Source organism: Streptomyces sp. NPDC006743, assembly GCF_040703815.1.
In the GTDB taxonomy this organism is placed as follows: Bacteria; Actinomycetota; Actinomycetes; order Streptomycetales; family Streptomycetaceae; genus Streptomyces.
This window is the reverse complement of record NZ_JBEYJA010000066.1, coordinates 1-26,268: the sequence shown is the minus strand read 5'-3', so window position 1 is coordinate 26,268 and position 26,268 is coordinate 1. Positions and strand designations below refer to the sequence as shown.

Below are 26,268 nucleotides of genomic sequence, written 5' to 3'. Positions count from 1 at the left end.
AGCAGCCCGAGCAGGTAGACGCGGGCGGCCGTTGGGGGCTCATCCGCCCGAACCGGCCGCGATCCGGGTCATGACCTGATCGAACATCGCTCGCCAACGGACAGGGTCTACGCTATGGCCTGCGGCCACCGCACGATCTTCAGGAGTCCACACAACCCCCGATGATCACGCGATGGCCGTACCTGTTCCCCGCCGGGGTCCGCGGCAAGATCGCGACCCTGGACCGGCGTATCAGGAGTGATCGAACAGAGTGACTACGCTCTGCGGTGCCTCCCGGCCGAAGAAGACCTCCAGATTCTGCGCCGAGCGGCCTGCGGCGCCGCTGCTACGCAGGAACAGCCGCTCTTCGTAGGCGGTGAGCGCGGCCTCGATGTCGGGTTGCTCAACCAGCTCGCTCGCCAGGTCGGCGCCGTCGTACATGGCGAGGTTTGCGCCTTCGCCGGCAAAGGGCGACATCAGGTGCCCGGCGTCACCGACGAGCGTGACGCCGGGCACCCTGTCCCATTCAAGCCCGACGGGAAGGGCGTAGATGGGTCGAAGCCACGGTTCCGCGTCGCTCTCTGTCACGAAGGCGGTGAGCAGCGGCGACCAGCCGTCGAACTCGTCGGCGACTTGGCGGAGGCCGGCGGACGGGTCGCGGAAGTCGATCGACCTCATCCACGTCTCGGGCTTGTTCAGCGCCACGTATCCGCGCACGTGCCCTTCGGCGTAGCGGTGGGCGATGATGCCTTTGCCCGGCGCGACCGCCATCAGCGTGCCGCTGCCGATCGCGGCCACGCTCGCCCGATGGTTCTGGCCGTCTGTGGTGAGGGCGATCTCGATGAAGCAGGTTCCGCTGTAGAGAGGCTCGGCGGGGGTGAGCAGCGGACGCACCTTCGACCAGGTGCCGTCCGCGCCGATGATGATGTCGGCGCGCGTGGCGGAACCATCCGTGAAGGTGAGGACGTAGCCGCCCTCCGGACGGTGCCGGACCGAGGCGAGCTTGTGGCCCCACCTGATCGTCCCGGACGCGAGCGAGTCGATGAGCAGGCGCCTGAGTTCGCCACGATCCACCTCGGGACGGGCCGAACCGGGGTCCGCGGGCATGTCGAAAAGGATCGTGCCGTGGCGGTCGACCACGCGCTTGGCGTCCTCGCCCGGTCGGACCAGAGTGAGGAACTCGTTGTAGAGACCAGCTGCGCGAAGCGCGACCTGTCCGGTCTCTTCGTGGATGTCGAGCAGGCCGCCCTGTGCACGGCTCGTCGCCGAAGCCTCACCCCTCGTAGATCGTCGCGGCGATGCCGTGAGCCTGAAGTACCCGGGCGAGCGTCAGCCCGCCCAGTCCCGCTCCGACGATGGCGATGGTCTTCTGCATGTGCGCTCCTCTGTAGCGCCGACACGCGTCGGCGATGGTCAGCGCCGTGAGCGGACGGGATGTCCGGTCTCGGCAGGAGACGCTCACCGAGCAGAACCATCTGCATCGATGTATGCGCGATGCCCGGCGGGTGGACCCGCGAGACATCGTTTTTCGCGACCCGGTGACTATAGCCCGGCATCCACCTCGCAGCGGCCGGGACCGCTCACGCTGCGACGCCCCCCGCCACGTTCGTCGCCGACAGCCGCCTCGACCGGCTCGGCGGTGTCGGGGGCGTGGTTGTCCGAGTGCTGCCTTGTCCACGGTCAGAATGCTGCACTGGTCCATCTGGCGCCGACACCATCAGGTGATAGCCCGGCACAGCAGCCACTACTGAGGACGAGCCCCCCGCAGAGCGATGACATTCGCGTCCGGTCCGGGGCCGCTTCCCGCCCGACGGGCGCCTGAGAGGAAAGTCCGGCTGCTGCTCCCGCCTGGCGGGATGTGCTGCTGATCGGCCTTTTCTTGCAGGTCAGGGCCGTGTGGCGTGGTCTGCATGCTGGAGTGGATCGAGGACGAGGTGGCGGTGATCCGGTACGGCAAGCGCCGACCGCCGCGGCGTTCTCGTCGACGCGGGCTCAAGGCGCAGGGCTCCTGATGCGGGCGCCGGGCAAGTAGCCGATGTGCCCCTGTCCACTGGGGCAAGGACGGCTGGCGAGAGGCCGCCTTCGCCCTCGGCCTGGGCGGCATCGCCGCCGCGATCACGCTCAATCTGCAGAACCGCAGCGCCCAACTCCCTCGTGCCTCAAGGAGCCGGGTGGAGGCCTGCCGTCGCGCAATACAGCGCGTGCTGCGGTGGCGGACTCCTGGCGGAGTCCCAGGGCCGGGCCTCGTTTCACCTCGGGTCGGTGCCGCCTGCCAGTGCGCTGGCCGGAGCCGCCTTCTTCGCACCTGGGTGTCGCGACGCCGACGACGTCGGCCTGATGCTGCGCGCCGGCCGGGGCGCGGCCGCCAGAACAGCGGCGGCGGGAGCAGGGGCAGGGGAGACACCCACCGCGGCGAGCGGGGGCGACCCGGTGTCCGGTACCCCGCCCGGGTATCTCGGTCGGACGGGCATAGACCGGGAAGGGGAAAAGGGGCATGAGCGGCGGAGCGGCTGGCAGGCGGGGCATAGCCCGGGTGACCGCCGTGTGCGCGCTGCTGTTCGGCCTGTTCCTGATGCACGGTGCTCCGGCCACCGCCGCCGAGGGCTGCCTGGCTGCCATGGTGCGATGCCCTCCACAACCGCTCCCATGCCAGACGGCCGCACCGCTTCGGCAATGGCACCAGCGCAGACGCGGACCGCTGTGCACAGTGCCCCGGCCTTTCAGAACGCGGACAGCACGGCAATGCACGGCGAGCTGTGCCTGTCCACCCCGGCCCAGGAGCGCAACCCGCTGCCGGCCCCGGCCCTTCTCGCCGTCGCCGCCGCCGCGCTGGTGGCCGGATGGTCGCTGGGGGCCCGGCGGGCGGCCACCAGCCGGGTACGGCGGCGCGGGCCGCCGGCCGGCGGACGAGATCTCCTGACCCGGGTGTGTATCGCGCGGACGTGACAGGCACCGCCGGACCCTGGCCACCGGCGGGGACCGGCACCGTGTCCTGCCCTTCCCGCGCGCCACCGGTGTGGTGCGCCCGCCCGGAAAGACGTCGCGATCCCATGTTCTCCTTTTCCCGTTTCACCATGCGCCTCCGCACCCTGGCCGCGGCCGGCACTGCTGCCGCCCTGGCGCTGTCGCTGGCCGCCTGCGGCTCCTCCAGTGACTCCTCGTCCATGCCCGGCATGGACCACGGCAGCAGGTCCTCCGTGGCCTCCTCGCCGCGCGCAACAGCCTCGATGGGCGACATGCCCGGCATGGATCACATGGCCACCGGCAACGGCCTGTCCGACACCCAGGACGGCTACCGCCTCACCTCTTCCGACCAGTCGCTCACGGCCGGCAAGCAGACCGTCTAGTGCTGTGGCCGGGAAGGTTTGCCGGGAAGCTCGCGGCGTCCGGTGCGGTGCATCGCAAGGCGGAGCATGACCCGCGTACTGGACGTACTCGGGTGATGCGACAACGCGGCGAGGTGCCGTGCCGGGCGTCGCGAGCCGGTGAACCTTCCCGGTCACAGCACTAGGGCCTGTGTGAGGTCGTGATCATTCTCGGGTTCTGGTCCCGTGCGGGGGCGGGACCTGGTAGGACGCTGGGTGTGACACGTACGCAACTCACCGACGAACAGTGGGAGTTCATTGAGCCGTACCTGCCGATAGGCGAGTACGGTCCGTACCCCGAGCGACTGCGGGAGCAGTTCGAGGGGGTGATCTGGCGGTTCCGGTCGAGTGCCCAGTGGCGCGAGATGCCCTCCGAGTTCGGACCGTGGTCGACGGTCTACGGGCGCTTTCGCGTCTGGCGGGACGCCGGAGTCTTCTCCGCTCTTCTGGAAGGCATGATCGCCGAGGCCGCTCGGCGGGGACAGACGGACTTATCCCTGGTCAGCGTGGACTCCACTACTGCCCGCGCCCACCATGACGCAGCCGGGATGCACCTCGGCAAGGACGTCATGGACGCCCTTGAGGAAGCCGCCGCCGAACAGGAGCGGGCCCGGCAAAAGGGGCGGCCTGCCGGGACAGAACGGGCAGAACGGCGGGGACGACCTCGAGCAGGAAGAGCGACGGCGTATCAGGCGACGGCGTAAGTTCCGGCTGAACCAAGCCCTGCTCGGCAGATCCCGTGGCGGACTGACGAGCAAGATTCATCTCGCCGCGGACCGCAGGTGCCGTCCGCTGTCCCTCGTGCTGACCGCAGGACAGGCCGGCGACAGCCCGCAGTTCGTCCCTGTGCTGCAGAAGATTCGGGTCCGTCTGCCTGTCGGCCGGCCTCGAACCCGGCCCGGCGCTGTCGCCGCAGACAAGGCCTACTCATCCCGCGCCAACCGCTCTTACCTGCGGAAACGCAACATCAAGGCAGTCATTCCGGAGAAGAAGGACCAGGCTGCCAACCGGAAGAAGAAGGGCCGCCGAGGCGGTCGCCCCACGTGCCACGACAGTGATCTTTACAAGGAGCGGAACACAGTCGAGCGGCTCATCAACAAGCTGAAGGCCTGGCGGGGCATCGCCACTCGATACGACAAGTCACCCGAGAGCTACCTCGCCGGCCTCCACCTCCGTGCCTCAATGATCTGGATCAACGACCTGCTGAAGGCAACCGGCTGATCACAACGTCACACAGGCCCTAGCGGTTCACGGTGACCGGCCCGGACGGCAAGCCGGTCACCGGCTTCGCCGTCGACCAGACCCAGCGGATGCACTTCTACGCCATCCGCTCGGACCTGACCGGCTTCCAGCACATCCACCCCGCCATGGCGGCCGACGGCACATGGAGCGCCGGCCTCGCCTCCCTGTCACCCGGGTCCTGGCGCATGTTCGCCTCCTTCACCCCCGACAGCGGGGCCGGCAAGGGCCGGGACTTCGTGCTGAGCCGCACCGTCACCGTCCCGGGCCAGGCCGCCAAGATGACGCTGCCCGCCGCGGCCGGCAGCACACAGGCCGACGGGTACACCGTGACCGTCAAGGGCAAGCTGATGGCCGGCATCGCGCACCCGCTGACCGTCTCGGTGTTCAAGGACGGCAAACCGGTCACCGATCTGCAGCCCTACCTGGACACCTACGCCCACCTGACCGCCTTCCACGAGGGCGACGCCGCGTTCGCCCATCTGCACCCCACCACGAAGGTCGACGGGAACCACGGCGGCCCGTACCTGTCCTTCCACGCCGAGCTGCCCACTGCGGGCAACTGGCGGCTGTTCCTGCAGTTCCGGACCGGCGGCATGCTGCATACCGCGGCCCTGACGCTGCGCGTCGGCTGAACCTCGGGCGGGGCGCCACCCCGAGCGGGTGGCGCTCCGCACCCCCAGTTCGCGGGCCTTGTGTCCCCGGGGCCGCGTCCGCCAGCAGGAGCCTCACTGGAGGAGGAAGGCTGCACCGATGCAAGCCGTCCTGCACGCCCCTGTCCATCACGGGGTCCATGACCTGGGAAATCACCTGAGCCCTCATTCTGGTGCTTCGCCCTGTCCGCCGTCGTCCAGGCCGTGGTCCGCCCGGTCCAGCGTGGTCTCCCTCCTCGGAGACGACCGTCCCCGCACCCTCACCGTCGCCGCCGGCCTGGGCGTGGCGTCCTCCTCCTGCTCCTACGCCGCGGTGGCACTGGCCCGCTCCCTGTTCCGCAAGGGCGTGCACCTCACCGCCGCGATGGCCTTCGAGATCGCCTCCACCCACCTCGTCGTCGAACTCGGCATGATCCTCACCCTCCTCATGGGCCGGCAGTTCACCGCCGCCGTTCGTCGGTGGCCCCGCGTTCCATCGCGCGGACACAAATCGCCTTCGAAACTTTCGCAAGTCAACAGCGCTCAGGTGATCCGCACACCAGATTCCTCATCGTGTGGTGCGTCCATGGTCGCCTTACTGCCCTGACTGAGCTGCTAGAACCGCCACTTCGAACGAATCGTCGGGTAGCGAAGCTTTCGAAATAATTACCGAAACCGTTGACACCCGACAGGGGTGGCCCAACACTCGGTCGTCGTCACCTCCTGGCCGCACGGCGCTGCTCTCACGGGCCCGCCGCGCTGCCCGCCCCACCTGCCCGCACGAGGAGGAAGCACGGACATGAACGCACTCACACGGCTCAATCGCCCCCGGGGCGGCCGGTTCAGACTGCTCGTCAGAAGCGCCTGGGCCGTCGCGCTGCTCGCCCTGGCCGCCCTGGCGATGCCGGGCACCGCGAGCGCCGACACGGTCATCACCTCGAACCAGACCGGCACCGACAACGGTTACTACTACTCGTTCTGGACCGACGGCGGCGGCTCGACGTCCATGAACCTCGGCTCCGGCGGCAACTACAGCACCTCCTGGACCAACAGCGGAAACTTCGTGGCCGGCAAGGGCTGGAGTACGGGCGGGCGCAAGGCGGTCACCTACTCCGGCAGCTTCAACCCGTCCGGCAACGCCTACCTGTCGCTGTACGGCTGGACGACCAACCCACTGGTCGAGTACTACGTCGTCGACAACTGGGGCACCTACCGTCCCACCGGCACCTACAAGGGCACCGTCACCAGCGACGGCGGCACCTACGACATCTACGAGACGACCCGGGTCAACGCCCCCTCCATCGAGGGCACCAGGACCTTCAACCAGTACTGGAGCGTACGGCAGTCCAAGCGGACCGGCGGCACCATCACCACCGGCAACCATTTCGACGCCTGGGCCTCCCACGGCATGAACCTCGGCACCTTCAACTACATGATCCTCGCCACGGAGGGCTACCAGAGCAGCGGCAACTCCAACATCACCGTGGGCGACGGAGGTTCAGGCGGTGGCGGTGGCGGTACGGGTGGTGGTTGTACGGCGACGTTGTCGGCTGGGCAGCAGTGGAGTGACCGGTACAACCTGAACGTGTCGGTGAGCGGGTCGAGCAACTGGACGGTGACGATGAACGTGCCGTCGCCGCAGAAGGTGCTCGCGACGTGGAACGTGAGCGCGAGCTATCCGAGTGCGCAGGTGTTGTCGGCGAAGCCGAACGGTAGCGGAAACAACTGGGGTGTGACCCTCCAGTCCAACGGATCGTGGACCTGGCCCACGGTCACCTGCACGGCGAACTGACCACACCCGACCCGCGAAGGAGGACCCTTCCATGCGCGCTACCGCACCTCCGTCGTCGCGTGCCCTGGCCGTGAGAGCAGCCGTCGCGGCGCTCGCCATGACCGGCGCCGCCGCCGTCAGCGCCACGCCGAGCCAGGCCGCCCCCGCGCCCCGGACAACCGACCTGCCCCGGGCGGCCGCCGGCTGCACCGGATACGTCGGGCTGACCTTCGACGACGGCCCGTCCAACGACCACACCCCGGCCCTGCTCAGTGCGCTCAGGCAGAACGGCCTGCGGGCCACCATGTTCAACGAGGGCCAGTACGCCGCCGCCTACCCGGCGCAGGTCAAGGCGCAGGTGGACGCCGGTATGTGGGTCGGCAACCACAGCTACACCCACCCGCATCTCACCCAGCAGAGCCAGGCGCAGATCGACTCGGAGATCTCCCGCACCCAGCAGGCCGTCGCGAACGCGGGCGGTGGCACACCGAAGCTGTTCCGGCCGCCGTACGGGGAGACCAGCGCCACGCTCAAGGCGGTCGAGGCGAAGTACGGTCTGACCGAGATCATCTGGGACGTCGACTCGCAGGACTGGAACGGCGCGAGCACCGATGCGATCGTGCAGGCCGTCGGCCGACTCGCCGACGGCCAGATCATCCTGATGCACGAGTGGCCCGCCAACACCCTCGCGGCGATCCCGCGCATCGCGCAGACGCTGGCGAGCAAGGGCCTGTGCGCCGGCATGATCTCCCCGCAGACCGGCCGAGCGGTCGCCCCCACCAGCGGTGGCGGTGGCGGTGGCGGTGGTGGTACGGGTGGTGGTTGTACGGCGACGTTGTCGGCTGGGCAGCAGTGGAGTGACCGGTACAACCTGAACGTGTCGGTGAGCGGGTCGAGCAACTGGACGGTGACGATGAACGTGCCGTCGCCGCAGAAGGTGCTCGCGACGTGGAACGTGAGCGCGAGCTATCCGAGTGCGCAGGTGTTGTCGGCGAAGCCGAACGGTAGCGGAAACAACTGGGGTGTGACCCTCCAGTCCAACGGATCGTGGAACTGGCCCACGGTCACCTGCACCGCGAACTGACCACACCGGCACATCTGTACCAGGCACAGAACACGCCCACGTGTGACGCTGTGGTCCCGGCCGCCGCGTCACACGTGTCTTCCGCCCGCCATGTCGTCCGGACGCGACCGGACCGACCGACCCGTCGCCCCCGCCTCCGTGACCAGCCTCGTAGCCCCCCGCCGGTTCCGTGCGGCGGGGGATGGGAACCGTCCGGCTCATCCAAGGTCTTCGTAGGCGTTGATCGGCCGTGACTGTGTGTCAGTCGAGCAGGATGACGTGACGCCGGAGGAGGTGGCCGGCACGGCCGTACATCAGGCGCTCGAGGAGCTTGATCTTGGTGTTGGCACCCTCCGTGCGGCCGTTGTGGTGGGGCAGGGTGGGGGAGGCGCCGACGCGTCGACGGGGAATGTGCACAGCAACGCAGGGCACACGGCGGTCAGGAGGTCGCTACTGACGTCGGCTCGTCGTGTCGGCAAGTGCGTTTCCCTCCTCGCTGACCGGCCATTTCACGATGCTGCTGCGTAACAGTGGATGGCCACCACTTGAGACGGACTCCATCGTTGCTCGACCGTGGCCATCAGTTCCCAGCCCAGCCGCTCGTACAGCGCTGCCGCGGCGGTATCGGACGCCACGACGTCGAGGACCGGGTGCAGGCCACGCGCTCGTGCTTCCTTCACCGCCCGGTTGATCAGCAGGGCACCGATTCCGTGCCCCCTGGCCTGCGGAGCGACGAACAGCCGGCTGACCACCGCGGTCAGGGCCCTGCTCGCCCCGTTACGGTCGCTCCACAAGCCGGGGGCCAGATCCCCGTCCCTGCTGCGGGACAGGCTGACATGACCGACGACACGGTCGCCGAGTTCAGCGACCCAGGCCCCCCATACGCAAGCGTGCGACAGCCACTCATCGGGCTGGTCGGGCCAGTTCACCGGGTATCCGTCACGTTGATGGACTTCCGCGAGAATCCGCACGCACTTCTCGACGTCGCCCTCAGTCCTCCGCCTGACCCGGCGGTTCGGCTTCTGCGCAGCAATCCCTGAATCCTCGATGCTCATTCCGGCAGAGAAGCACATACCTCGGAGTTGCGGCCACCTACTTCCGCCACACGCGGTCGTGTCAGTTGTGTCCCCTTGGGCCCACGTGGTGTTGAGCCGGTCCTCGGAGAAGAGTGAGAACCGCGCGACGCCCGGAGGAGCCGGGTCGGCCGGCACTGCGCGAGATGCGGCAGCTACTCGGCGTCCTGCGGGCCGAGGAGGAGGACGAGGTCACGGCGGCCGACCGGCACGGCACCCCGGAAACGCCACAACCCGGCCGGGCCGACCTCGACAAGCTGATCAGGGAGTCCCGGCAGGCCGGGCAACCCGTCGAGCTGACCGTGAACGGCGATGCCGGCCGACTGCCGGTGGTAGTCGGCCTCACCCACCACCGGATCGTGCAGGAGGCACTGACCAATGCCCGCAAGCATGCCTGGCCCGAGGTCCCGGTGGGGGTTCACCTCACCTACCTGCCGGAGCGCGTTTGCGAGTGCGTCACCGACCAGGACGCTACAGCCGGACAGACCTTATGCGGAGAACGGGGGGTGTTCGCCGGACCACGGAGCGGCCCGCTCGAGCTGGGAGGCCAGTCGGATCAGCACGTCCTCCCGTCCGTACGCGGCGACGAGCTGTACACCGATGGGGAGTCCGTCGGAGGTGCGGTACAGGGGCAAGGAGACGGCGGGCTGGCCGGTGACGTTGAACGGCAGGGTGAAGGCGATCGTCTCTGCGACGTCGGCCACCAGGTCCGTCGGGGCTTTCGCGTCCGGGGCGAGCTCACCGAGGCGCGGCGGGGGCGTCGGCAGCGTCGGCGTGAGCAGCACGTCGACCTCGGTCTCCCACAAGCCGGCCACCCTGCGCGCCCACTTCTGCCACGCCTGTATGCCGGAGAGCCACTGCGCGGCCGTGACCGAGCGGCCCGCCTCCGCGAGAGCCCCGTTCATCGGCTCCAGGTCGGCGGGTTCGAGTCGCTCGCCGAGACGCTGCGACCACTGCTCCAACTCCCAGGCGAGTATGGCCGAGAAAAGGGTGGGCAGAGCCTGGAACAGCTCCGGTGCGTCCAGGGCCGCCGCCGGAGTCGGCTCGACATGGTGGCCGAGGCGGTCGAGCAGCCGGGCAGCGTGCTCGACGGCTGCCACACATTCCTCGTGGGCGGGGGCAGCCGCACCCGGCGGGGTCGTACGGAACCCGATCCGCAGCGGGCCCGGATCGACACCGACCTCCTCGCGGTAGGGCCGCGTCGGAGGTGCCGCCGCGTACGGGTCACCGACTGCCGCGCCGGCTGTCATGTCAAGCACGGCGGCGGTGTCACGCACCGACCGGGTCAGCACGTGCTCGTGCGTCACCCCGCCCCAGTACTCGCCGTACTGCGGCCCCAGAGAGGACCGTGCCCGAGTGGGCTTCAGACCGACGACGCCGCAGGCGCTGGCGGGCATCCGTATCGAGCCGGCCATGTCGTTGCCGTGCGCCACCGGGACCATGCCCGCGGCGACCGCCGCCGCCGAACCGCCGCTCGAGCCACCAGGCGAACGATCGAGGGCCCACGGGTTGCGCGTCGCCCCATGGGCCAACGGCTCCGTGGTCACACTGGTGGCCAGCTCGGGAAGGTTCGTCCGGCCACAGAAGACGAAACCGGCCGACCGGAACCGTGCCGCCAGGGTGGAGTCCTCACGGGCCCGCCAGTCGCGGTCTCGCAGTGCGCGCATCCCCCCGTAGTACGGATCACCCGCGGTCTGGCACAGGGCGTCCTTCAGCAGCATCGGCACGCCGCGGAACGGGCCGTGGGGCAGCCCGGACGCCTCCGCATCGGCGAGCGCCTTCTCAAACAGGGGGGTGATGACGGCGTTGAGCGTGCCGTTGAGCCGCTCTATCCGTCCGATGGCGGCCTCGACGAGTTCACGCGGCGTCAGCAGCCCGCGCCGCACCAGGTCGGCCTGCGCCGTCGCGTCCAACCATGCGAGTTCCTCGCTCGACACGGGGCTCTCCGTCATGTTCCCACCCTTTCCTCGGTTCTGCCTCCGCCGCGAAACGTCACAAAGCACCGTCGCGGCAACCGTGTTCGGAGCCCATTGTTCCTGAACCGGCGGACAGCAGGCCGTCTTGCCGCCGATCATGTCGGTCCCGCCGTGGACCGATCCGGTCGCAGGGCGAAAGACGCGCGGCCATGGTGCCTCTGCGGTTCTCACGGCAGACGACTGGCCGTTGTGGCGAGCCCTCCGCATTGCGGTGCTGACCGATGCCCGACGCAATCTTGCGGCGGCGCCGCGTATCTGGTGACCGCTGTCCTCCTCGTATGCGGCGTCGTACTCGTGCCGCACGCACCCTCCGTCCGACCGCACCACCGGCTCGCCCGAGTGGTAGTCGGGCGACGCTTACGGCGTCTGACGTGTCACGCTCGTCACCGGTCGGCACCAGCTCGGCCTTCGCCCGTCCGGTCCTCGCCACCCGGGCATCATGCCCAACCAGCGAGACGCAGCGCATTCCCGACTCAGGACACCAGCCGGGCCGCGCCGACGCATTGACGAAGTGCGGCGTGGTGGGTTGATATTGAAAGGAACATGATCTGAGGTACCGGTGCCGGTCGAGAGGCGGTCGGGGATGGCTCGGACAACGTGTCCCACCGGCAACCGCCGTACTCGTCCGCACACTTCGAGACGCGCCCCCGCCCTTTCCTGCACCCCGGTGTGCGCGCCCCGGCTGCCGCTTCACCGATTCCTGACATCGTTGTCAGCACAGGCGAAGTACCCCCTCGAGGAGATACCGAAGGAGTACCGGGTTCCATGACTCACAGAGGGCGACAACGTCGCAAACTCACGGCGGCCGCTGCCGCGGCCGCCGTTCTGGTGGCCCTGGGGGCCGCCGGGTCCCCCGCACAGGCAGCGCAAGGCGCGCGAGCGGCTCGCGCTCACAGCGCCGCGCGTTCTGAGGTCGTCTCGGGCGACGCCCGGTTCGAGGTCCTCTCCTCGACGCTCATACGCACCGAGTACGCGGGGGACGCGAAGTTCGTCGACGCGGCGACCTTCAACGCCATCGGCCGCGACACGTTCGGCAGGACCCCGTTCACGTCGTCGACGCGCCACGGCGTGCTGACGATCCGCACGAGCGCCATGACACTGACGTACAAGGTCGGCTCAGGGAAGTTCACAGCGGACAACCTGAAGGTGACGGAGAAGGCCGGCAAGCAGTCGGTCACCGCCGCTCCCTGGCCCAACGCGCCGGTCTGCGCCGTCGGGACGCGGTGCGAGGCAGAGGACCAGACCCTCAGCGGCGTCGGCGTCGCCAGGGACCACTCCGGTTACACCGGGTCCGGCTTCGCGGCGGGCTTCCAGTCGACGGGCAACTCTCTGTCGTTCTCCGTGACCGTCCCCGAGGCGGGCATCTACCAGGTCGCCACCCGCTACGCGAACGCCGTCGGCGGCGACGGCGGCGACGAGGACCGCACCCTGAGCGTGTCGGCGGACGGCGGCGCCGCGAAGACGCTGACGCTCCCGAAGACCGCGAACTGGGAGACCTGGTCCACGACGTCGGTCCCGCTCGACCTGTCGGCCGGCACCCACACCGTCACCTTCGCACGCACCGCGGCCGACTCCGGCAACGTCAACCTTGACAACGTTGCCGTCCTGACGCCGGGAGCTCCCTACCCGGACCCCGTGACGCCACCGGTCGAGGACTGCTCCTTCGGCACCGTCTGCCAGGCCGAGACCGCGGGCCTCGGCGGTTCCGCCGCGCTCAAGTCCGACCACAACGGCTACTCGGGCCGCGGGTTCGTGGCCGGTCTCGAGTCCTCGGGCGCGCGGGACACGCTGCACGTCGTCGACGTGCCCAAGGCCGGCGACTACGCCCTCCAGCTCCGGTACTCCAACGGCGACGCGAGCGGCGCCGCCCGTGACATCTCCGTCAGGGTCGGCGCGGGCGTCCCCGTGAAGGCCTCGCTGCCCGCCACGAGCGACTGGGACGCCTGGCGCACCGCCACCGTGCCGGTGCACCTGGCCGCGGGGACCAACGACGTGACCGTCGGCTGCCCGCAGGACGACGGCTGCCGCGTCAACCTCGACACCGCAGCGGTGACCTCGCGCACCTCGCCGCTGCTCTCCCCGCACGCACCGCTCGGCGGGTACCGCCGCAGCCTCGACGGCGTCAACGGCGAGGCGCCCACGGCGCCGGGCCTGCTCCACCAGGACGGCTGGACGCTGCTCGACGACACTGCCTCGGCGATCTTCGACAACGCCACCCGGAAGGTCACGCAGCGGGGCGACCACGCGGGGAAGGGCTACCAGGACGGGTACGTGTTCGGCTACGGACACGACTACCAGCAGGGCCTGGCCGACCTCGCCACCCTGACCGGGCCCTCCGCGCTGCTGCCGCGCTGGGCGTACGGCGTCTGGTACTCCGAGTACTACGACCGCAGCGCCGCGGACTACGAGAACACCATCCTGCCCAAGTTCCGCAAGGACGGCGTCCCGCTCGACGCCCTGGTGACCGACACGGACTTCAAGTCGCCCAGCACCTGGGACGGCTGGGAGATGGACCCGAAGAAGTTCCCCGACCCCAAGGCGTTCTTCGACTGGTCGGCCGCGCAGGGGCTGCACAACTCGCTCAACATCCACCCGAGCATCTCCGGTGACGACCCCAGGTTCGCCCAGGCGCAGGCCACGGCCAAGGGCAAGCTGAAGGACAGCGGCAACAACACCTACACCTTCGACTGGGGCGACCCCGACCAGCTCAAAGCGTACTTCGATCTGCACGAGCCCATGGACAAGGCCGGCGTGGACGTCTGGTGGCTCGACTGGTGCTGCGACGCGTCCGTCTCGTCCCTCGGCGGGGTGACGCCTGACGCCTGGATCAACCAGCAGTACGCCGACGACTCGGCGAAGAACGGCCGGCGCTCCTTCGCGCTCTCCCGGGCCTTCGGGGCGCTGCCGCAGGGCAACTACAACCCGCACGGCCTGCCGACAGGGCCGTGGGCCGACAAGCGCACCACCGCACACTTCACGGGTGACTCCACGTCCAGTTGGGCCACCCTCAAGTTCGAGGTCGGCTACACCCCGGGCGAGTCGGCGTCCACCGGCCTGTCCAACGTGTCGCACGACATCGGCGGGTTCAACAACGACGGCACCCAGGCCAAGGGCGCGGAACCCGGGACCACGAAGCTGCCCGACGACCTGTACGCGCGCTGGGTGCAGCTGGGCACCTTCCAGCCGGTGGACCGCCTGCACGGCAACCACGCCGACCGGCTGCCCTGGCAGTACGGCCCGGCCGCTGACGCGTCCGCCGAGAAGTTCCTGAACCTGCGGGAGGACCTCGTCCCGTACACGTACAGCCTCTCCGAGCAGGCCAACCGCACCGGGACCCCCGTGGTGCGGCCGACCTACGTGCAGTACCCGGAGAGCCAGGACGCGTACGCGACGGCGGGCAGCGAGTACTTCTACGGCCCCGACGTGCTGGTCGCCCCGGTGACCACGCCCGGCGCATCGGCCACGACGTCCGTCTGGTTCCCGGCCGGCTCCTCGTGGACCGACTACTTCACCGGCAAGACGTACGCGGGCGGCACCACGCAGAAGATCACCACGGGTCTGGACTCGATGCCCGTCTTCGTGAAGTCGGGCGGCATCATGACGACGCGCACCGGCAACGTCGCCAATGATGTCCAGAACCCCCTCACGAAGGCGACGGTCACCGTCGCGCAGGGCGCGCCGGGGGCCACGAGCCTGTACGAGGACAACGGCACCACGGCCGACAGCAGGCAGAGCGCCACGACGGCGATCCGCTACGCCGAGCACGGCGCGAACCACACGGTCTCGATCGCCCCGGCGTCGCGATCGTTCAAGGGCCAGGTCTCCCGCCGCGCGTGGACGGTCTCCTTCATGAACGCGCACGCGCCGAAGCAGGTCTTCGTCAACGGGCAGCGGGTCTCCGCCGCCCACTGGTCCTTCGACGCGGGCTCGCGGACCCTGACCGTCACCGCACCGGCCCAGTCGGTGCACCGTCCGCTGGAGGTCAGGTACCACTGAGGCAGACGGTCGAGCCCCGGCGGTAGCGCCGGGGCCGGCGGCGCGGCCGGTCAGCCGGCGACCGGCACGACCGCCATCGTCCCGGCTCGAACCACCTTGCGTTCCACGTTGAGGAGCCGCTGCTGTCGAGAAGCCGGCCGTCGAGGCCGTCCGGGATGACTGGCGCCTGATGTTCCCCGGACTGCACCCGCACGCCGGCGGCGGGACAGCGCTACGCCGCCTGCCTGGAGAACGACGACGGCTTCGAGGCCGGACTCGTCGCAGTCAACCCACCCGAACGAACGTGAGATCAACCGACCCCCAGGTGTTGGCAATCATGTGGCGCGGTGCCCCTCCGCAGCAGTCAGCCTCATCAGGAGTGGCGCGCACGCACGGGGGTGCCGGCCGGGATGCTTACCCCGTGTGAGGTCTCGGTCACGTCGACCGCCTCGGAGCCTTCGCGACGCATCCGCTCAGCCCCCCAGGCGCCGAGCGGCCCGAGCGCTTGATTGAGCGTGCGCCCGTGCTCGGTCAGGGAGTACTCCACCCGCGGCGGCACCTCGGCATGAACCTCTCGGTGCACGAGACCGTCTTCCTCCATCTCACGCAGGTGCTGCGTCAGCATCTTCTCGCTCACTCCCGGCAGACCGCGACGGAGCTCAGCGAAGCGGCGTACGCGATGGGCGTCCAGTTCCCAGAGGATCAGTCCCTTCCACTTGCCGCTCACCACGTCGAGCGCAGCGTCGATGCCGCAGATGTAGGGCCCGCATCTCGGTGCCTTGGCCATCACTGGTCCCCCTTACGGAAAGGTAAGTACCGCAGGAAATAGTAGGTACTTCCGAGAGTAGTGACACTCTCCGAGCATGGAGAGGTGAACGAACAACAGAACCACACCACCAGGCAGGACAGCACTGTCACCGTGATCGGGCTTGGCCCGATGGGCCAGGCGATGACCCGCTCCCTCCTCACCGCAGGCCACCCGGTCACCGTCTGGAACCGCACCGCCAGTCGGGCCGACGGCGTCGTCACCGACGGAGCGACGCTCGCGGCGACACCCAGCGAAGCGGTCGAAGCGAGTGACCTCGTGATCCTCAGTCTCACCGACTATCAGGCGATGTACGACATCCTTGACAGCGCCACCGCATCGCTCGCCGGCCGGACACTGGTCAACCTGAGCTCTGACACTCCCGACCGTTCACGCGAGGCGGCAACCTGGGCAGCGGGCCACGACGCCACCTTCCTCACCGGAGGTGTCATGGTCCCCGCGCCGATGGTCGGCACGGAGGCAGCCTATGTCTACTACAGCGGCCGCGACCAAGTGATGGAGCGCCACCTGGCGGCGTTGACACTGCTGGGAACACCGAAGTATCTGGGCGAAGACCCGGGCCTCGCCCAGATGATGTATCAGGCCCAACTCGCGGTGTTCCTCACCACCTTGTCCGGACTCATGCACGCCACCGCGATGCTGGGCACCGCAGGAATGAAGGCCAAGGAAGCGCTGCCGGAGTTGCTCTCCTCCGCCGACTCGATGGGCGACATCCTGAGGGCTGGTGAAGAGAACCCCGGTACCGCGCTCGATGCCGGAGAACATCCCGGCGACCTCAGCACGGTCACGATGATGGGCGCGACGTCCGACCACATCGTCGAGACCAGTACGTCACTCGGCCTCGACCTCGCGCTCCCCCTGGCCGTGCAGGCCCACTACCGGCGGGCGATCGAGAACGGACACGGCAGTGACAACTGGACCCGCATCATCGACAGCATCCGAGGACCGCGCTGACCCATGCGCGGCCACCCGAGGTCCCGGCCCCGGCCGGTGTGGCCGGGGCCGGGTCGGTGCTCGCAGTCGCACAGGGCGGCGGTTCTTCCGCCGGTCCGAGTTGCTCCTACTCTTCGTCCGGTGACACCTGACCTGCTGTTGTGTCTGGCATCGTGACAACAGCGCTGTTGCAAATCTTGGAGGCGTCAACAGAAGTTGTTGATCAAATGACTGCTGGCTTGTCTGCTCGTGGGTCGGGACGTGGGGAAGCATGAGCCGCGGCCGGGGATCGTGTCGGACGAACTGTGGTGACTCATCGAGCCGTTGCTGCCGGAGCCGAGCCCGAAGCTGCCTCTGAAACCGACGGTCAGGAAGTGGTGCGGCCGATCGGGGACTTGCCGGGTGTCAGGGTGCCGAGGGCCGAGTACGCCCGGCAGCTGCCCGACTCGTCGTAGTCCGTGGTGATCTCCAGGACCCGGTGTCCGTCCGGTGAAGGCAGCAGCGCAGGGCTGTAGTTGGGGCAGGGGTCGTTGCGTACGTCGGAGACGCTGACCGGAGCCTGGTGCGCCTGCCAGGTGCCCCTGCCTCCGCCAGTGCTGGTGAAGATGGTGCCGCCGGTGCCCGGGGCCGCCGTGCCGCTCTGTTCCACCAGCATCTGGCCGGTCAGGAAGAGAGTGCCCTCCCTGCCCCCGCCCGCGGACCAGGCCAGGGTCGGGGTGTGGGCGAAGTGCTCGCCCGCGGCGTCGGTCGGCACGGAGCCGGGCGCGGCCGGGTCGCCCCACTGCCAGGCGTCGCGCGAGGTCCGCAGGTGCACCACGCAGTCGTCGGCACGCCCGGTCCCGCAGATCTCGTACGTCATGACGTAGGTGCCGGTGGGCAGGCGCCGGACCGTTGCCATGCCCGGCCGCAGCGCCGGGTCGTCGCTGCGCACGACGGCCCGCGACGCGGACCAGTGGACGCCGTCACGGGTGGACTTCTCGGCGAGGAACTGGCTGTGGGCGGGCTGGTCGGTCTCGTCGGAGTAGTACATGACCAGCCGGCCGTCCGCGGCCACGGTGAACTCCGGCTCCCACAGCCCGTGCGCGTTCGGCGAGGCGGCGGCGGTGCTCAGATACTGCCAGTTCCGTCCGGCGTCGGTGCTGCGCCATATCCGCAGGGACATCCGCGGATCACTCGCGCCCTGGCCCACCGAGCCCGCCCACAGCAGTGTGCCGCGGGGGAGCGCGCCGATGCGGCGCGGCAGTTCGTAGAGCGTCGTGCAGCACAGGCCGGTGCGGGCCGCGACAGTGTCGCTCACCCGTCCCACGCGGGTGAAGGACCGGCCGCCGTCGTCACTGCCGTAGATGTCGCCGGCCGGTCCGCCGCTCGGGAAACCGGTCACGGTGGTCAGGATGCGGCCGTTGGCCGCCCCGTTGTGGGCGAGCCGGACGACCCGCGGGTACATCGCCGCGTCGGGCCCGAGCGGCCGGCCGGTGGCCGCGGCCCCGGCAGGCACGGCCGCCGCGAGGATCATCACCAGCGCGGCGAGGAGGGCGGGCAGGGCCGCACCGCGGAGCACGGCGCGTGGCGCTGACCCGGCGGCGGCCCGCCCGAGCGGGCCGGTACGTGCAGGGCGTGGGGCAGGGGTCATCGGTTGCTCCCCAGGTATGTAGGCGGTCGGGAGTGTGCGTGCGGGCGCGGCGACGCCGGGTGGCGACACGTCAGCAACGTTCGGTCACCGCGGCGTTGCCGCTCACTTTCAGCCAGAGCTCCTTGCAGACACGTCGGTCGCGTCGACACGGCGATCACTGTGACACGCTCTTTGCAACGTTGCAAGAGTCGAGGCGACGTGGGTCGTTGCCCGGTCACCCAGCGGCAGACACTCCGCCTACGGCCGCCGGCCGACGACCGGTTGCCGGCCCGGACGGGAGCGTGCCCGGAGACGGCCATCGAGCGGATCGGGGCACCGTGCGGCCGGACGGAGGCCTTGGAACTGCGGACAGAAGTGGGCCCCGGCGGGGGCGGCGTCCGCAACCCACTTCTGCCCGCGGCTCTCAGCCCTGACCGTCGGCGAACCAGTCGGCCAGGGCGGGATCGACGCGCCGTACCGTGACGGGGCGGCCGTCGGCGCGCAGCGACTCGGTCGCCGCGACACCGGCGGCTACGGCCTCGCGGGCCGCGACCGGGCTGGTGTCCGTCGCCCCGCCGTGGCGGACGAAGCGGAGGAACTCGGCCACCAGCAGCGGGTCGGAGCCGCCGTGGCCGCCCTCGCCCGGGGTCGGCATCGTAACGACGAGGTCGGCGTCGGCCCGGTAGCCGCTGCGGTGTTTCCACACCCGGACCTCCGCCGTTTCCCCGTGGTCGCCGAAGTTCTCCAGGCGGCCCTCGGTCCCGATGACCGTGTAGTTGCGCCAGTAGTCGGGCGTGTAGTGACACTGCTGGTAGCTGGCGTGTACGCCGCCCTCGAGCCGCATGACCATCATCGACAGGTCCTCGACGTCGACGACCGGGTTGAGGCCGGTATGGGACAGCGGGGGCCAGTTGTTCTCGGGGTCGTACCAGTCGGGCATGACGGCGCCGGGAGCCTGTCCCGAGCGGTCGGTGATGTCGCCGTAGACGGTGAGCCCGCCGAGGGCGGTGACGCGCTCGGTGTACGCGCCGGCCAGCCAGTGGATGACGTCGAGGTCGTGAGCGCCCTTCTGCAGGAGCAGGCCCGTGGTGTTGCGGCGGTCGGCGTGCCAGTCCTTGAAGTAGAAGTCGCCGCCGTGCCCGACGAAGTGCCGGCACCACACCGCCTTGACCTCGCCGATCTCGCCGCGCTGGATGAGGTCACGCATGACGCGCACCACCGGCATGTGCCGCATGTTGTGGCCCACGTACAGCCGGGTGCCACTGCCCCGCGCGGCTTCCAGGACGCGGTCGCAGCCCTCGGTGGTGATCGCGAGAGGCTTCTCGACGAAGACGGCGACCCCTGCTTCCAGCAGGTCGACGGCGAGGGCCTCGTGGGTGTGGTCGGGGGTGATGACGAAGACCGCGTCCAGCTCTTCGGCGGCCAGCATCTCCCGGTGGCCCGGGTAGACGTGGACGTCGTCGCCGAACCACTCGCGGGCCCGGCCGAACATGCCGGGTGCGGTGTCGGCGGCGGCCACCACCACTGAGCCCTCGCCAGGGTGGTGGGCCTCCCGTGCGAGGGTGGCGCGCAGTCCCAGGCCGATGACGCCGAGGCGCAGGTCGCGTGTGGGGGCGTGGCCGTCCACCGGGGCGGCGGAGTGGAGGGAGGCGTCGGTCATGTGTACTCAGCCCTTCATGCCGGAGAAGGCGATGCCCTGGATGAACTGGCGCTGCATCGCGACGAACACCACGATCACCGGGAGCGTGGCGAGGAGGGACCCGGCCATCAGCACCGGGTATTCGGTCAGGTGGGCGCCCTGGAGCGAGGCCAGGCCGGCCGACAGCGGCATCTTGGCGGGGTCGGTGTTGACGATCAACGGCCACATCAGGTCGTTCCAGGACCACAGGAACGTCAGGACGCCCAGCGCCAGCAGTCCCGGGCGGGCCAGCGGCAGCGCCACCCGCCAGAAGACGGTGAACGGGTTGGCGCCGTCCAGCCGTGCCGCCTCCTCCAGCTCCTCGGGCAGCCCCATGAAGAACTGCCGCAGCAGGAAGGTGCCGAAGGCGGAGAACATCCCGGGGACCACCAGCGCCTGCATGGAGTCCAGCCAGCCGAGGTCCTGCATGATCTGGTACTGCGGCAGCAGGAAGAGCTGGCCGGGCACCATCAGCACGGCGAGGAACCCGAGGAAGATCATCCCGCGCCCGGGGAAGCGGATGCGCGCGAAGGCGTACGCCGCCATCGAGCACAGCAGGAGCTGGGCCCCGGTCCGCAGTACCGCCATGACGACGGTGTTCACGAACTGCCGCCCGAACGGGACCGCGTCGAAGACCGCCCCGTAGTTCGACCAGTCCCAGTGCGCGGGCAGGATCGTCGGCGGCACCTGTACGGACTCGCCGAAGCTCTTGAATGAGGTCAGCACCTCCCACACCAGCGGGAAGACGGTGACCACCGCGCCCAGCGCGAGCAGGACGTGGGCGGGCCACAGTCTGCCCTGACGGCTTCCGTTCCCCGAGCGCCAGGAGCCCCGGGCGCCCTGCGTCGCCTCACGCATAGTGGACCCACCTCTTCTGCAGCCGGAACTGGACGGCGGTCAGCGCCATGATCAGGACGAACAGCACACAGACGATCGCCGCGCCGTAGCCGCGCTGGTTGTCGAAGAACGCCTTCTGGAAGAAGAGCATCACGACGGTCTGGCCCTCGCCGTAGGCCGGGTTCTGCAGCGCGTTCTGCGTGTTGCCGCCGATGATCAGGTACACCAGGTCGAAGACCTGCAGGGACTGGATCACCGACAGCACGGTGGTGAAGAACAGGGTCGGGCTCAGCAGCGGCAGGGTGACCGAGAAGAACTGCCGGATGTGCCCCGCGCCGTCGAGCGCCGCCGCCTCGTAGTAGTCGCCGGGAATGCTCTGCAGCCCGGCCAGCAGCAGGATCATGTTGTAACCGACGGTCATCCACACGCCGACGACGGCCACCGCGAAGCGGATGGTGTGCGGGTCCGACACCCAGTACGTGCCGTGGACGCCGATCGCGGACAGCGCGTGGTTGAGGATGCCGGAGTCGCCGTTGTAGAGCCAGCGCCAGACCACCGCGACCGCGGCGGGCATCGTGACCACCGGCAGGAAGTAGAGCGTGCGGTAGACGCCGGTGCCGGTCAGGCCCTTCAGGTTCAGCAGCACCGCCAGCACCATCGACAGCGGGATGCCCAGCAGGACCAGGCCGGTGTAGATGCCGGTGTTGCCGAGGGACTGCCAGAACTCGGGATCGTCCACCAGGGTGCGGTAGTTGGACAGGCCGGTCCAGGTGGTTCCGCCGAAGGCCCCCCACTCGGTGAAGCTGTAGTACACCGTCTGCACCACGGGCCACAGGTAGAAGACCGCGAGGCCCAGCCCGGCCGGGGCGATCAGCAGGTAACCCCACCACTTGTCCCGGTGCTGGAACCGGCGCTCACGGCGGCGCAGTTCCCGCTGGTCGAGTGTGTCCGGCCGCGGGCACCGTGCCGGTGCGGCGGTTTGCGTACGCACATCGAGGCTCATCAGGTCCGGCCCTTCCTCTCCTGTGCGAGCAACTGGTTCATCGCCTCGGCCAGGGAGCCGGTGGCCCGCTCCAGGCTCTCGTCACCGCTCCACGCCCTGGCGAGCCACCTCTGTTCCCTGTGCTGCCAGGCGGCGCTGTTGGCGGAGCTGGGGAAGGGCACCGCGTACTCGAGCGCGTCGAGGTGCACCTGGAGGTCGAACTCCGGCATTCCGGCGGCCCACGGCTTGGCGGTGCCGTTGCGCGCCGGGATGGCGGTGCCGTACTTGCCCTGGAGCAGCGACGCCTGCTCCCCGCCGAGGAAGCGGACGAACTCCCGGGCCAGTTCGGGGTGCGGGGTGCGGGCGTAGACGACGTTGGCCAGGCCGTGCAGGACGGTGGCTCGCCGCCGGCCCTTGGGCATCGGGGCGACGCCGGCCTTGGCGCGCAGTTCGGGGTCGGCGTAGAACGTCGCCGCGTTGTAGGACGCCTCGTAGGTCATCGCCAGCGTCCCGGACTGGAACATCTGGGTGGGGTCGGTGTCGGCCATCTGCTGGAGGGACGGGGAGGCCCGGTAGCGGTGGATCAGGTCGATCCACAGCTTCAGCCCCTCCCGGGTGTGCTCGTCGGAGTAGCCGGAGCGCGTCTTGTCCGGGGAGATGACCCAGCCGCCGGCCTGCGGTATCGAGTTGTAGTAGTTCTCCTGCGCACGGACCGGCGCCCCGACGCCGTAGATGCCGCGTCTGCGGTCGGTGAGGCGCTGGGCGGTGGAGATCAGGTCCTGCCAGGTCCAGGAGGCGTCCGGGTAGTCGGCCTTGGCCCGGTCGAAGATCTCCTTGTTGAACCACAGCGCGACCGTGTCGAAGTCCTTCGGGGCGCCGTACTGGGTGCCCTTCCAGCGGTAGAGGGAGATCAGGTCGGACGGGAAGTCGGCGGGCCGCACCACGGCGTCGGGCCCCTCGGTCTCCAGCGGGAGGAGCTGCCCGGCGTCGGCGTAGAGGCCGAAGTTGGGCCCGTTCATCCAGAAGACGTCCGGAGCGGTGCCGCCTGTGCACGCGGTGCGCAGTTTGGTCCAGTACGTCCCGTTGGGGGTGAGCTGGACGTCGACGCTCACCCCGGGCCGGGTGCGCTCGAACTCCCGCGCCGCCCGCTGCATGGCGGGCACCTGGTAGATGTCCCAGACGCCGTAGGTGAGGTGCCCGCGGCGGGAGCCGCCGGTGGAGGCCGATGGTGGCGAGGAGGGGTCGCAGCCGGTCGCGAGCGGGGCCGCCGCGAGCGTCGTGGCGGCGACCGCCGTGAGGAGGGAACGTCTGCGCACGCCAACCCTTCCAGGTGAGAGGTCGCAGCCCCGCCGCGCGGGAGAGGCTGCAAGACCGACGGAGGTCGTTCGGCTGTCCGGCAATCGGAATGCCAGCACGCTATTTGCTCAAAGTTGTTTGGTCAACGGCTCTTTCAATCATCTTTATGCAAGGTACGGTTCTCCGGGGACGGGCCGGTCGGCGCCGATCTCGTTCCGGGGGAGGGCCGCTCGGGCGACGTCCGGGCGGTGCTCCCGGGTGCGGAGGGCGCGCCGACGTAGTTCAGCCGGGCGCCGCGCGACCATCCGGCGTCATCCCTGATGACGTCGTCGCCGTGGGCCGGCCAGTACCTGGCGATGGCCTCCTCCTGGACGGCCGGCGGCGCGAAGGCGAGCAGCACCAGGCCCACCCCGGTCTGCGCCAGCGGCAGGCGCCCGCCCACGCGGTGTCACACCGGGCTCGCGTCACGCGCTGACAGCCGGTCCACGAGCACCGCCTCGCACTGGTCCCGTACGGCGAGCAGAACATGCTCGCGGGTGACGTGGAAGAGGTCCTCCATGTACGGCATCGCCACCGCCCGCAGCCCGTGACCGCGTGGCGCCGGTGAGGCGGTCTCCAGCAGCCGCAGGCCGACGACGTAGCGGCCGTCGGCCAGGCGTTCCACCGCGCTCACCCCCGTCAGCGACCGGGCCGGTCGCAGCGCACTGCTGCGGGGAATGCCGCTGCGCCGGGCGAGTCCGGCGAGGGCCTGTGCGCGGTGGTCGCCGTCGAAGGAGGCGAGCAGGGCGAACGCCCGGTCGCTCACCGGCTGCCCCTCGGGCGGCCTGCCCCGCCCCTGCGCCGCGGACCGCCCTCCGACATCGCCGCTGCCTCGCTGTCTCCTTCACGGCGCTCACGGCGTGCGCGGCGCTCGTGGCATTGCTGGCATTGGTGGCGTTCGTGGCGTTCCATTCATCGGAATCGCCGGTGCCCATGTAGGGGCCCGCTGCCTACGGTGGAGCACACGGGGGCACTCGAGACCAACCTCGTCAGCGTGCCAGAGCGGCCCCCACAGGCACCCAGAGCAACGGAGACCCGTATGACCCCGATGGCCCCGACCGGACTTGTCGACGTGCACGCCCACTTCGTCACCGACGGCTACGTGACCGCGGCCCGGTCCGCCGGCATCGAACACCCCGACGGCATGCCCGGCTGGCCCACCTGGAGCGTCGAGGCACACCTCGACCTGATGGAGCGCTCGGGGATCGAGAAGTCCTACCTGTCGGTCTCGTCCCCCGGAGTGCACTTCGGGGACGACGGCGCGGCTCGCGCACTGGCCCGCGAGGTCAACGAGTTCGGCGCCCGCGTCCGCACCGGGCAGCCTCGGCGGTTCGGCCACTTCGCCTCCCTGCCCCTGCCCGACGTCGAGGGCGCACGCGCCGAGGCCGCCCACGCACTCGACGTCCTGGGCGCGGACGGCGTCACGGTGGAGAGCAACCACCACGGCGTCTACCTCGGCGACCCGCGCCTCGAACCGCTCTGGGAGGACCTGGACCGGCGGGGCGCCGTCGTCTTCGTGCACCCCACCTCGCCGCCGCACGCCGACGACCTCGCCCTGGGCCGTCCCCGGCCGATGCTGGAGTTCCTCTTCGACACCGCCCGAACCGCGAGCGACCTGCTCTTCCGCGGCGTCCTCGCCCGCCGTCCGAACATCCGGTGGATCCTCACCCACGGCGGAGGAGCGCTGCCGCTGCTCGCCGACCGGATGGAACTCTTCCGCACCCACTTCGGCAGCGGTCCGGCGGACGCGCCGAGCGCCGTCGAACAGCTCGGCCGCCTCTGGTACGACATGGCCGGGACGCCCTTTCCCCGCCAGATCCCGGCCTTCGACGCCGCCTTCGGCACCGAACGCCTCCTCTACGGCAGCGACTACTGCTGGACGCCCTCCGAGGCCGCTCTCGCGCAGGTCGCCACCGTCGACGCCGCGCCCGCACCGTCAGACGCCGCCACCTGGCGCGACCTCACCACCCGCAACGCGCACCGCCTCTTCGCCGGGGATGCGCGGTGACCGCCCGCACCGGAGTGCCCCGCAGCCCCGACGGCACCCCCTGGCCGGCCTGCACCGCCACCGGTCCTCACTTCACGGTCACCGCCGACCAGACCGAGGGCGCCCCCCTGGAGCTTTCCCCCGTCTGCGAGGTGATCAACTCCCGACGGCTCCCTGCTCCGTCCTGATCACGCTGCCGTCCGGTCACCTGTCCTCCGGCGCGTTCCACAGCTCGCGGAGTTCGGCCCAGTCGGGCGCCGGGCCCGACAGGGCGGGGCGTGGGGCGGCGGGCGCGGTGCGCAGCCCGGCCAGGACGAGATCGAGGTGACGCAGCTGCAGCGTGACGGTGCGCTCGCCGGTGACGGGAAGCCGTAGGGCCAGGAGTTCGAGCAGCAGCGGCACGTCGGCGGAGGCGAAGTCGGTGCGCAGGACGCCGGCGGCGTGTGCGCGTCCCACCAGCTCGTCGAGCGCGGCGCGGAGCCGGGCGGCGGCGGCCACGACCTCGTCGGTGGCCGGCAGCCGGCCGCCGATCAGGGACAGCAGCGGACCGCCGGAACCCTGCGCGGTCAGCGCGTCCCGAAGGAAGCGGGCGAACGCCTCCCACGGTTCCGGCTCCTCCGCGAGAGCGGTGCGCGCCTGGGCCACGAGCTGGTCCATCCCCATGACCCGCATCCGCTGAGCGAGCAGGTCCTTGCTGGGATAGCGGCGGTACAGGCTGCCCATGCCGATGCCCGCCCGGCGGGCGATCTCCGAGACCGGGGCGTCCCAGCCCTGCTCGGCGAAGACCTCACGCGCGGCCCGCATGAGGCGCACGTCATTGCGGTCGGCCTCCCGCTGCCGGCCGCGCGGGGTGCCGGTGCGCGTCTCACTCATGAAGCGGTTCCTCCTGTTCCCGGGCTGCGCGGCGAAACATGCCCTAGTACTGCAACGGTGCTTGTTCTGAGTGCTGGGCAGCTCAGGGGCTGTGGCCGCGTCGTTTGTAGTGGCTGGTGCGGGCCTGGTGTTGTC

At 70.0% G+C, this 26,268-nt stretch carries 24 protein-coding genes and 2 pseudogenes; 11 read left to right on the top strand and 15 right to left on the bottom strand.

Annotation, left to right across the window (positions count from 1 at the left end; translation table 11 throughout):
• Window positions 1–231 precede the first annotated feature (231 nt).
• Both ABZ719_RS33455 and ABZ719_RS33450 read right to left on the bottom strand, forming a co-directional pair.
• Window positions 232–1,119, bottom strand: a complete 888-nt coding sequence (locus ABZ719_RS33455; protein ID WP_366728927.1) for an NAD(P)/FAD-dependent oxidoreductase — start codon at window positions 1,117–1,119, stop codon at window positions 232–234.
• A 133-nt stretch (window positions 1,120–1,252) separates the two neighbouring features.
• Window positions 1,253–1,354, bottom strand: coding sequence for an NAD(P)-binding protein (locus tag ABZ719_RS33450; protein ID WP_366728926.1), 102 nt, complete (start codon window positions 1,352–1,354; stop codon window positions 1,253–1,255).
• Between the two features lie 1,367 nt (window positions 1,355–2,721).
• Between ABZ719_RS33450 and ABZ719_RS33445 the strand changes: the two genes are divergently transcribed.
• From ABZ719_RS33445 to ABZ719_RS33415, 7 genes and pseudogenes are all read left to right on the top strand, one after another.
• Window positions 2,722–2,925, top strand: coding sequence for a hypothetical protein (locus ABZ719_RS33445; protein ID WP_366728925.1), 204 nt, complete (start codon window positions 2,722–2,724; stop codon window positions 2,923–2,925).
• A 128-nt stretch (window positions 2,926–3,053) separates the two neighbouring features.
• Window positions 3,054–3,326, top strand: coding sequence for a hypothetical protein (locus tag ABZ719_RS33440; RefSeq protein WP_366728924.1), 273 nt, complete (start codon window positions 3,054–3,056; stop codon window positions 3,324–3,326).
• Between the two features lie 236 nt (window positions 3,327–3,562).
• Window positions 3,563–4,565, top strand: a pseudogene (locus ABZ719_RS33435) (IS5 family transposase).
• 32 nt (window positions 4,566–4,597) lie between these two features.
• Complete coding sequence (locus ABZ719_RS33430; protein ID WP_366728923.1) at window positions 4,598–5,218, top strand: hypothetical protein; 621 nt, start codon at window positions 4,598–4,600, stop codon at window positions 5,216–5,218.
• A 158-nt stretch (window positions 5,219–5,376) separates the two neighbouring features.
• Window positions 5,377–5,703: pseudogene (locus ABZ719_RS33425) on the top strand (permease); the annotation flags it as partial.
• Between the two features lie 311 nt (window positions 5,704–6,014).
• Window positions 6,015–7,007 carry a glycoside hydrolase family 11 protein gene (locus tag ABZ719_RS33420; RefSeq protein WP_366728922.1) on the top strand — a complete coding sequence of 331 codons (993 nt, stop codon included), beginning with the start codon at window positions 6,015–6,017 and terminating at the stop codon, window positions 7,005–7,007.
• 31 nt (window positions 7,008–7,038) lie between these two features.
• Complete coding sequence (locus tag ABZ719_RS33415) at window positions 7,039–8,070, top strand: polysaccharide deacetylase family protein (protein WP_366728921.1); 1,032 nt, start codon at window positions 7,039–7,041, stop codon at window positions 8,068–8,070.
• A gap of 240 nt (window positions 8,071–8,310) precedes the next feature.
• Here ABZ719_RS33415 and ABZ719_RS33410 read toward each other — a convergent pair whose 3' ends face one another.
• The 4 genes from ABZ719_RS33410 to ABZ719_RS33395 all read right to left on the bottom strand — a co-directional run bounded on the left by ABZ719_RS33410 (window position 8,311) and on the right by ABZ719_RS33395 (window position 11,074).
• Window positions 8,311–8,466 (bottom strand): hypothetical protein, encoded by a 156-nt coding sequence (locus ABZ719_RS33410; RefSeq protein ID WP_366728933.1) that lies wholly within the window; start codon window positions 8,464–8,466, stop codon window positions 8,311–8,313.
• A 92-nt stretch (window positions 8,467–8,558) separates the two neighbouring features.
• Window positions 8,559–9,104, bottom strand: coding sequence for a GNAT family N-acetyltransferase (locus ABZ719_RS33405; RefSeq protein WP_366728920.1), 546 nt, complete (start codon window positions 9,102–9,104; stop codon window positions 8,559–8,561).
• A gap of 173 nt (window positions 9,105–9,277) precedes the next feature.
• Window positions 9,278–9,544 (bottom strand): hypothetical protein, encoded by a 267-nt coding sequence (locus tag ABZ719_RS33400; RefSeq protein ID WP_366728919.1) that lies wholly within the window; start codon window positions 9,542–9,544, stop codon window positions 9,278–9,280.
• Between the two features lie 66 nt (window positions 9,545–9,610).
• A complete protein-coding gene (locus ABZ719_RS33395; RefSeq protein WP_366728918.1) occupies window positions 9,611–11,074 on the bottom strand; it encodes an amidase in 1,464 nt (487 codons plus the stop codon).
• A 789-nt stretch (window positions 11,075–11,863) separates the two neighbouring features.
• On the opposite strand from ABZ719_RS33395, the gene ABZ719_RS33390 reads away from it, so the two are divergent.
• A complete protein-coding gene (locus ABZ719_RS33390) occupies window positions 11,864–15,094 on the top strand; it encodes a TIM-barrel domain-containing protein (protein WP_366728917.1) in 3,231 nt (1,076 codons plus the stop codon).
• Window positions 15,095–15,446: 352 nt separating this feature from the next.
• Here the strand turns inward: ABZ719_RS33390 and ABZ719_RS33385 are convergent, their stop codons facing one another.
• Window positions 15,447–15,860: a helix-turn-helix domain-containing protein gene (locus ABZ719_RS33385; protein ID WP_366728916.1), complete on the bottom strand. Its 414-nt coding sequence runs from the start codon at window positions 15,858–15,860 to the stop codon at window positions 15,447–15,449.
• A gap of 84 nt (window positions 15,861–15,944) precedes the next feature.
• On the opposite strand from ABZ719_RS33385, the gene ABZ719_RS33380 reads away from it, so the two are divergent.
• Window positions 15,945–16,853 carry an NAD(P)-binding domain-containing protein gene (locus ABZ719_RS33380; protein WP_366728915.1) on the top strand — a complete coding sequence of 303 codons (909 nt, stop codon included), beginning with the start codon at window positions 15,945–15,947 and terminating at the stop codon, window positions 16,851–16,853.
• A 346-nt stretch (window positions 16,854–17,199) separates the two neighbouring features.
• Here ABZ719_RS33380 and ABZ719_RS33375 read toward each other — a convergent pair whose 3' ends face one another.
• The 7 genes from ABZ719_RS33375 to ABZ719_RS33345 form a co-directional block, all read right to left on the bottom strand.
• Entirely contained in the window at window positions 17,200–18,462 is a 1,263-nt protein-coding gene (locus tag ABZ719_RS33375) for a sialidase family protein (protein ID WP_366728914.1), read from the bottom strand.
• Between the two features lie 403 nt (window positions 18,463–18,865).
• Window positions 18,866–20,101, bottom strand: coding sequence for a Gfo/Idh/MocA family oxidoreductase (locus tag ABZ719_RS33370; RefSeq protein ID WP_366728912.1), 1,236 nt, complete (start codon window positions 20,099–20,101; stop codon window positions 18,866–18,868).
• A 6-nt stretch (window positions 20,102–20,107) separates the two neighbouring features.
• The gene (locus ABZ719_RS33365; RefSeq protein ID WP_366728911.1) at window positions 20,108–20,977 is read right to left on the bottom strand and encodes a carbohydrate ABC transporter permease; all 870 of its coding nucleotides are present in this window, start codon (window positions 20,975–20,977) and stop codon (window positions 20,108–20,110) included.
• Window positions 20,970–21,959 carry a sugar ABC transporter permease gene (locus tag ABZ719_RS33360; RefSeq protein ID WP_366728910.1) on the bottom strand — a complete coding sequence of 330 codons (990 nt, stop codon included), beginning with the start codon at window positions 21,957–21,959 and terminating at the stop codon, window positions 20,970–20,972. The genes ABZ719_RS33365 and ABZ719_RS33360 overlap by 8 nt, the downstream gene beginning before the upstream one ends.
• A complete protein-coding gene (locus ABZ719_RS33355; RefSeq protein WP_366728909.1) occupies window positions 21,959–23,254 on the bottom strand; it encodes a sugar ABC transporter substrate-binding protein in 1,296 nt (431 codons plus the stop codon). The genes ABZ719_RS33360 and ABZ719_RS33355 overlap by 1 nt, the downstream gene beginning before the upstream one ends.
• 134 nt (window positions 23,255–23,388) lie before the next feature.
• A complete protein-coding gene (locus tag ABZ719_RS33350) occupies window positions 23,389–23,676 on the bottom strand; it encodes a hypothetical protein (RefSeq protein WP_366728908.1) in 288 nt (95 codons plus the stop codon).
• Between the two features lie 6 nt (window positions 23,677–23,682).
• Window positions 23,683–24,039, bottom strand: coding sequence for a helix-turn-helix domain-containing protein (locus ABZ719_RS33345; RefSeq protein WP_366728907.1), 357 nt, complete (start codon window positions 24,037–24,039; stop codon window positions 23,683–23,685).
• Window positions 24,040–24,321: 282 nt separating this feature from the next.
• Here ABZ719_RS33345 and ABZ719_RS33340 point away from each other — a divergent pair, with 282 nt between their 5' ends.
• Both ABZ719_RS33340 and ABZ719_RS33335 read left to right on the top strand, forming a co-directional pair.
• A complete protein-coding gene (locus ABZ719_RS33340) occupies window positions 24,322–25,281 on the top strand; it encodes an amidohydrolase family protein (RefSeq protein ID WP_366728932.1) in 960 nt (319 codons plus the stop codon).
• Window positions 25,278–25,448 (top strand): hypothetical protein, encoded by a 171-nt coding sequence (locus tag ABZ719_RS33335; RefSeq protein WP_366728906.1) that lies wholly within the window; start codon window positions 25,278–25,280, stop codon window positions 25,446–25,448. Before ABZ719_RS33340 ends, ABZ719_RS33335 begins: the two co-directional genes overlap by 4 nt.
• A 16-nt stretch (window positions 25,449–25,464) precedes the next feature.
• Here ABZ719_RS33335 and ABZ719_RS33330 read toward each other — a convergent pair whose 3' ends face one another.
• A complete protein-coding gene (locus ABZ719_RS33330; RefSeq protein WP_366728905.1) occupies window positions 25,465–26,133 on the bottom strand; it encodes a helix-turn-helix domain-containing protein in 669 nt (222 codons plus the stop codon).
• Window positions 26,134–26,268: the final 135 nt, after the last annotated feature.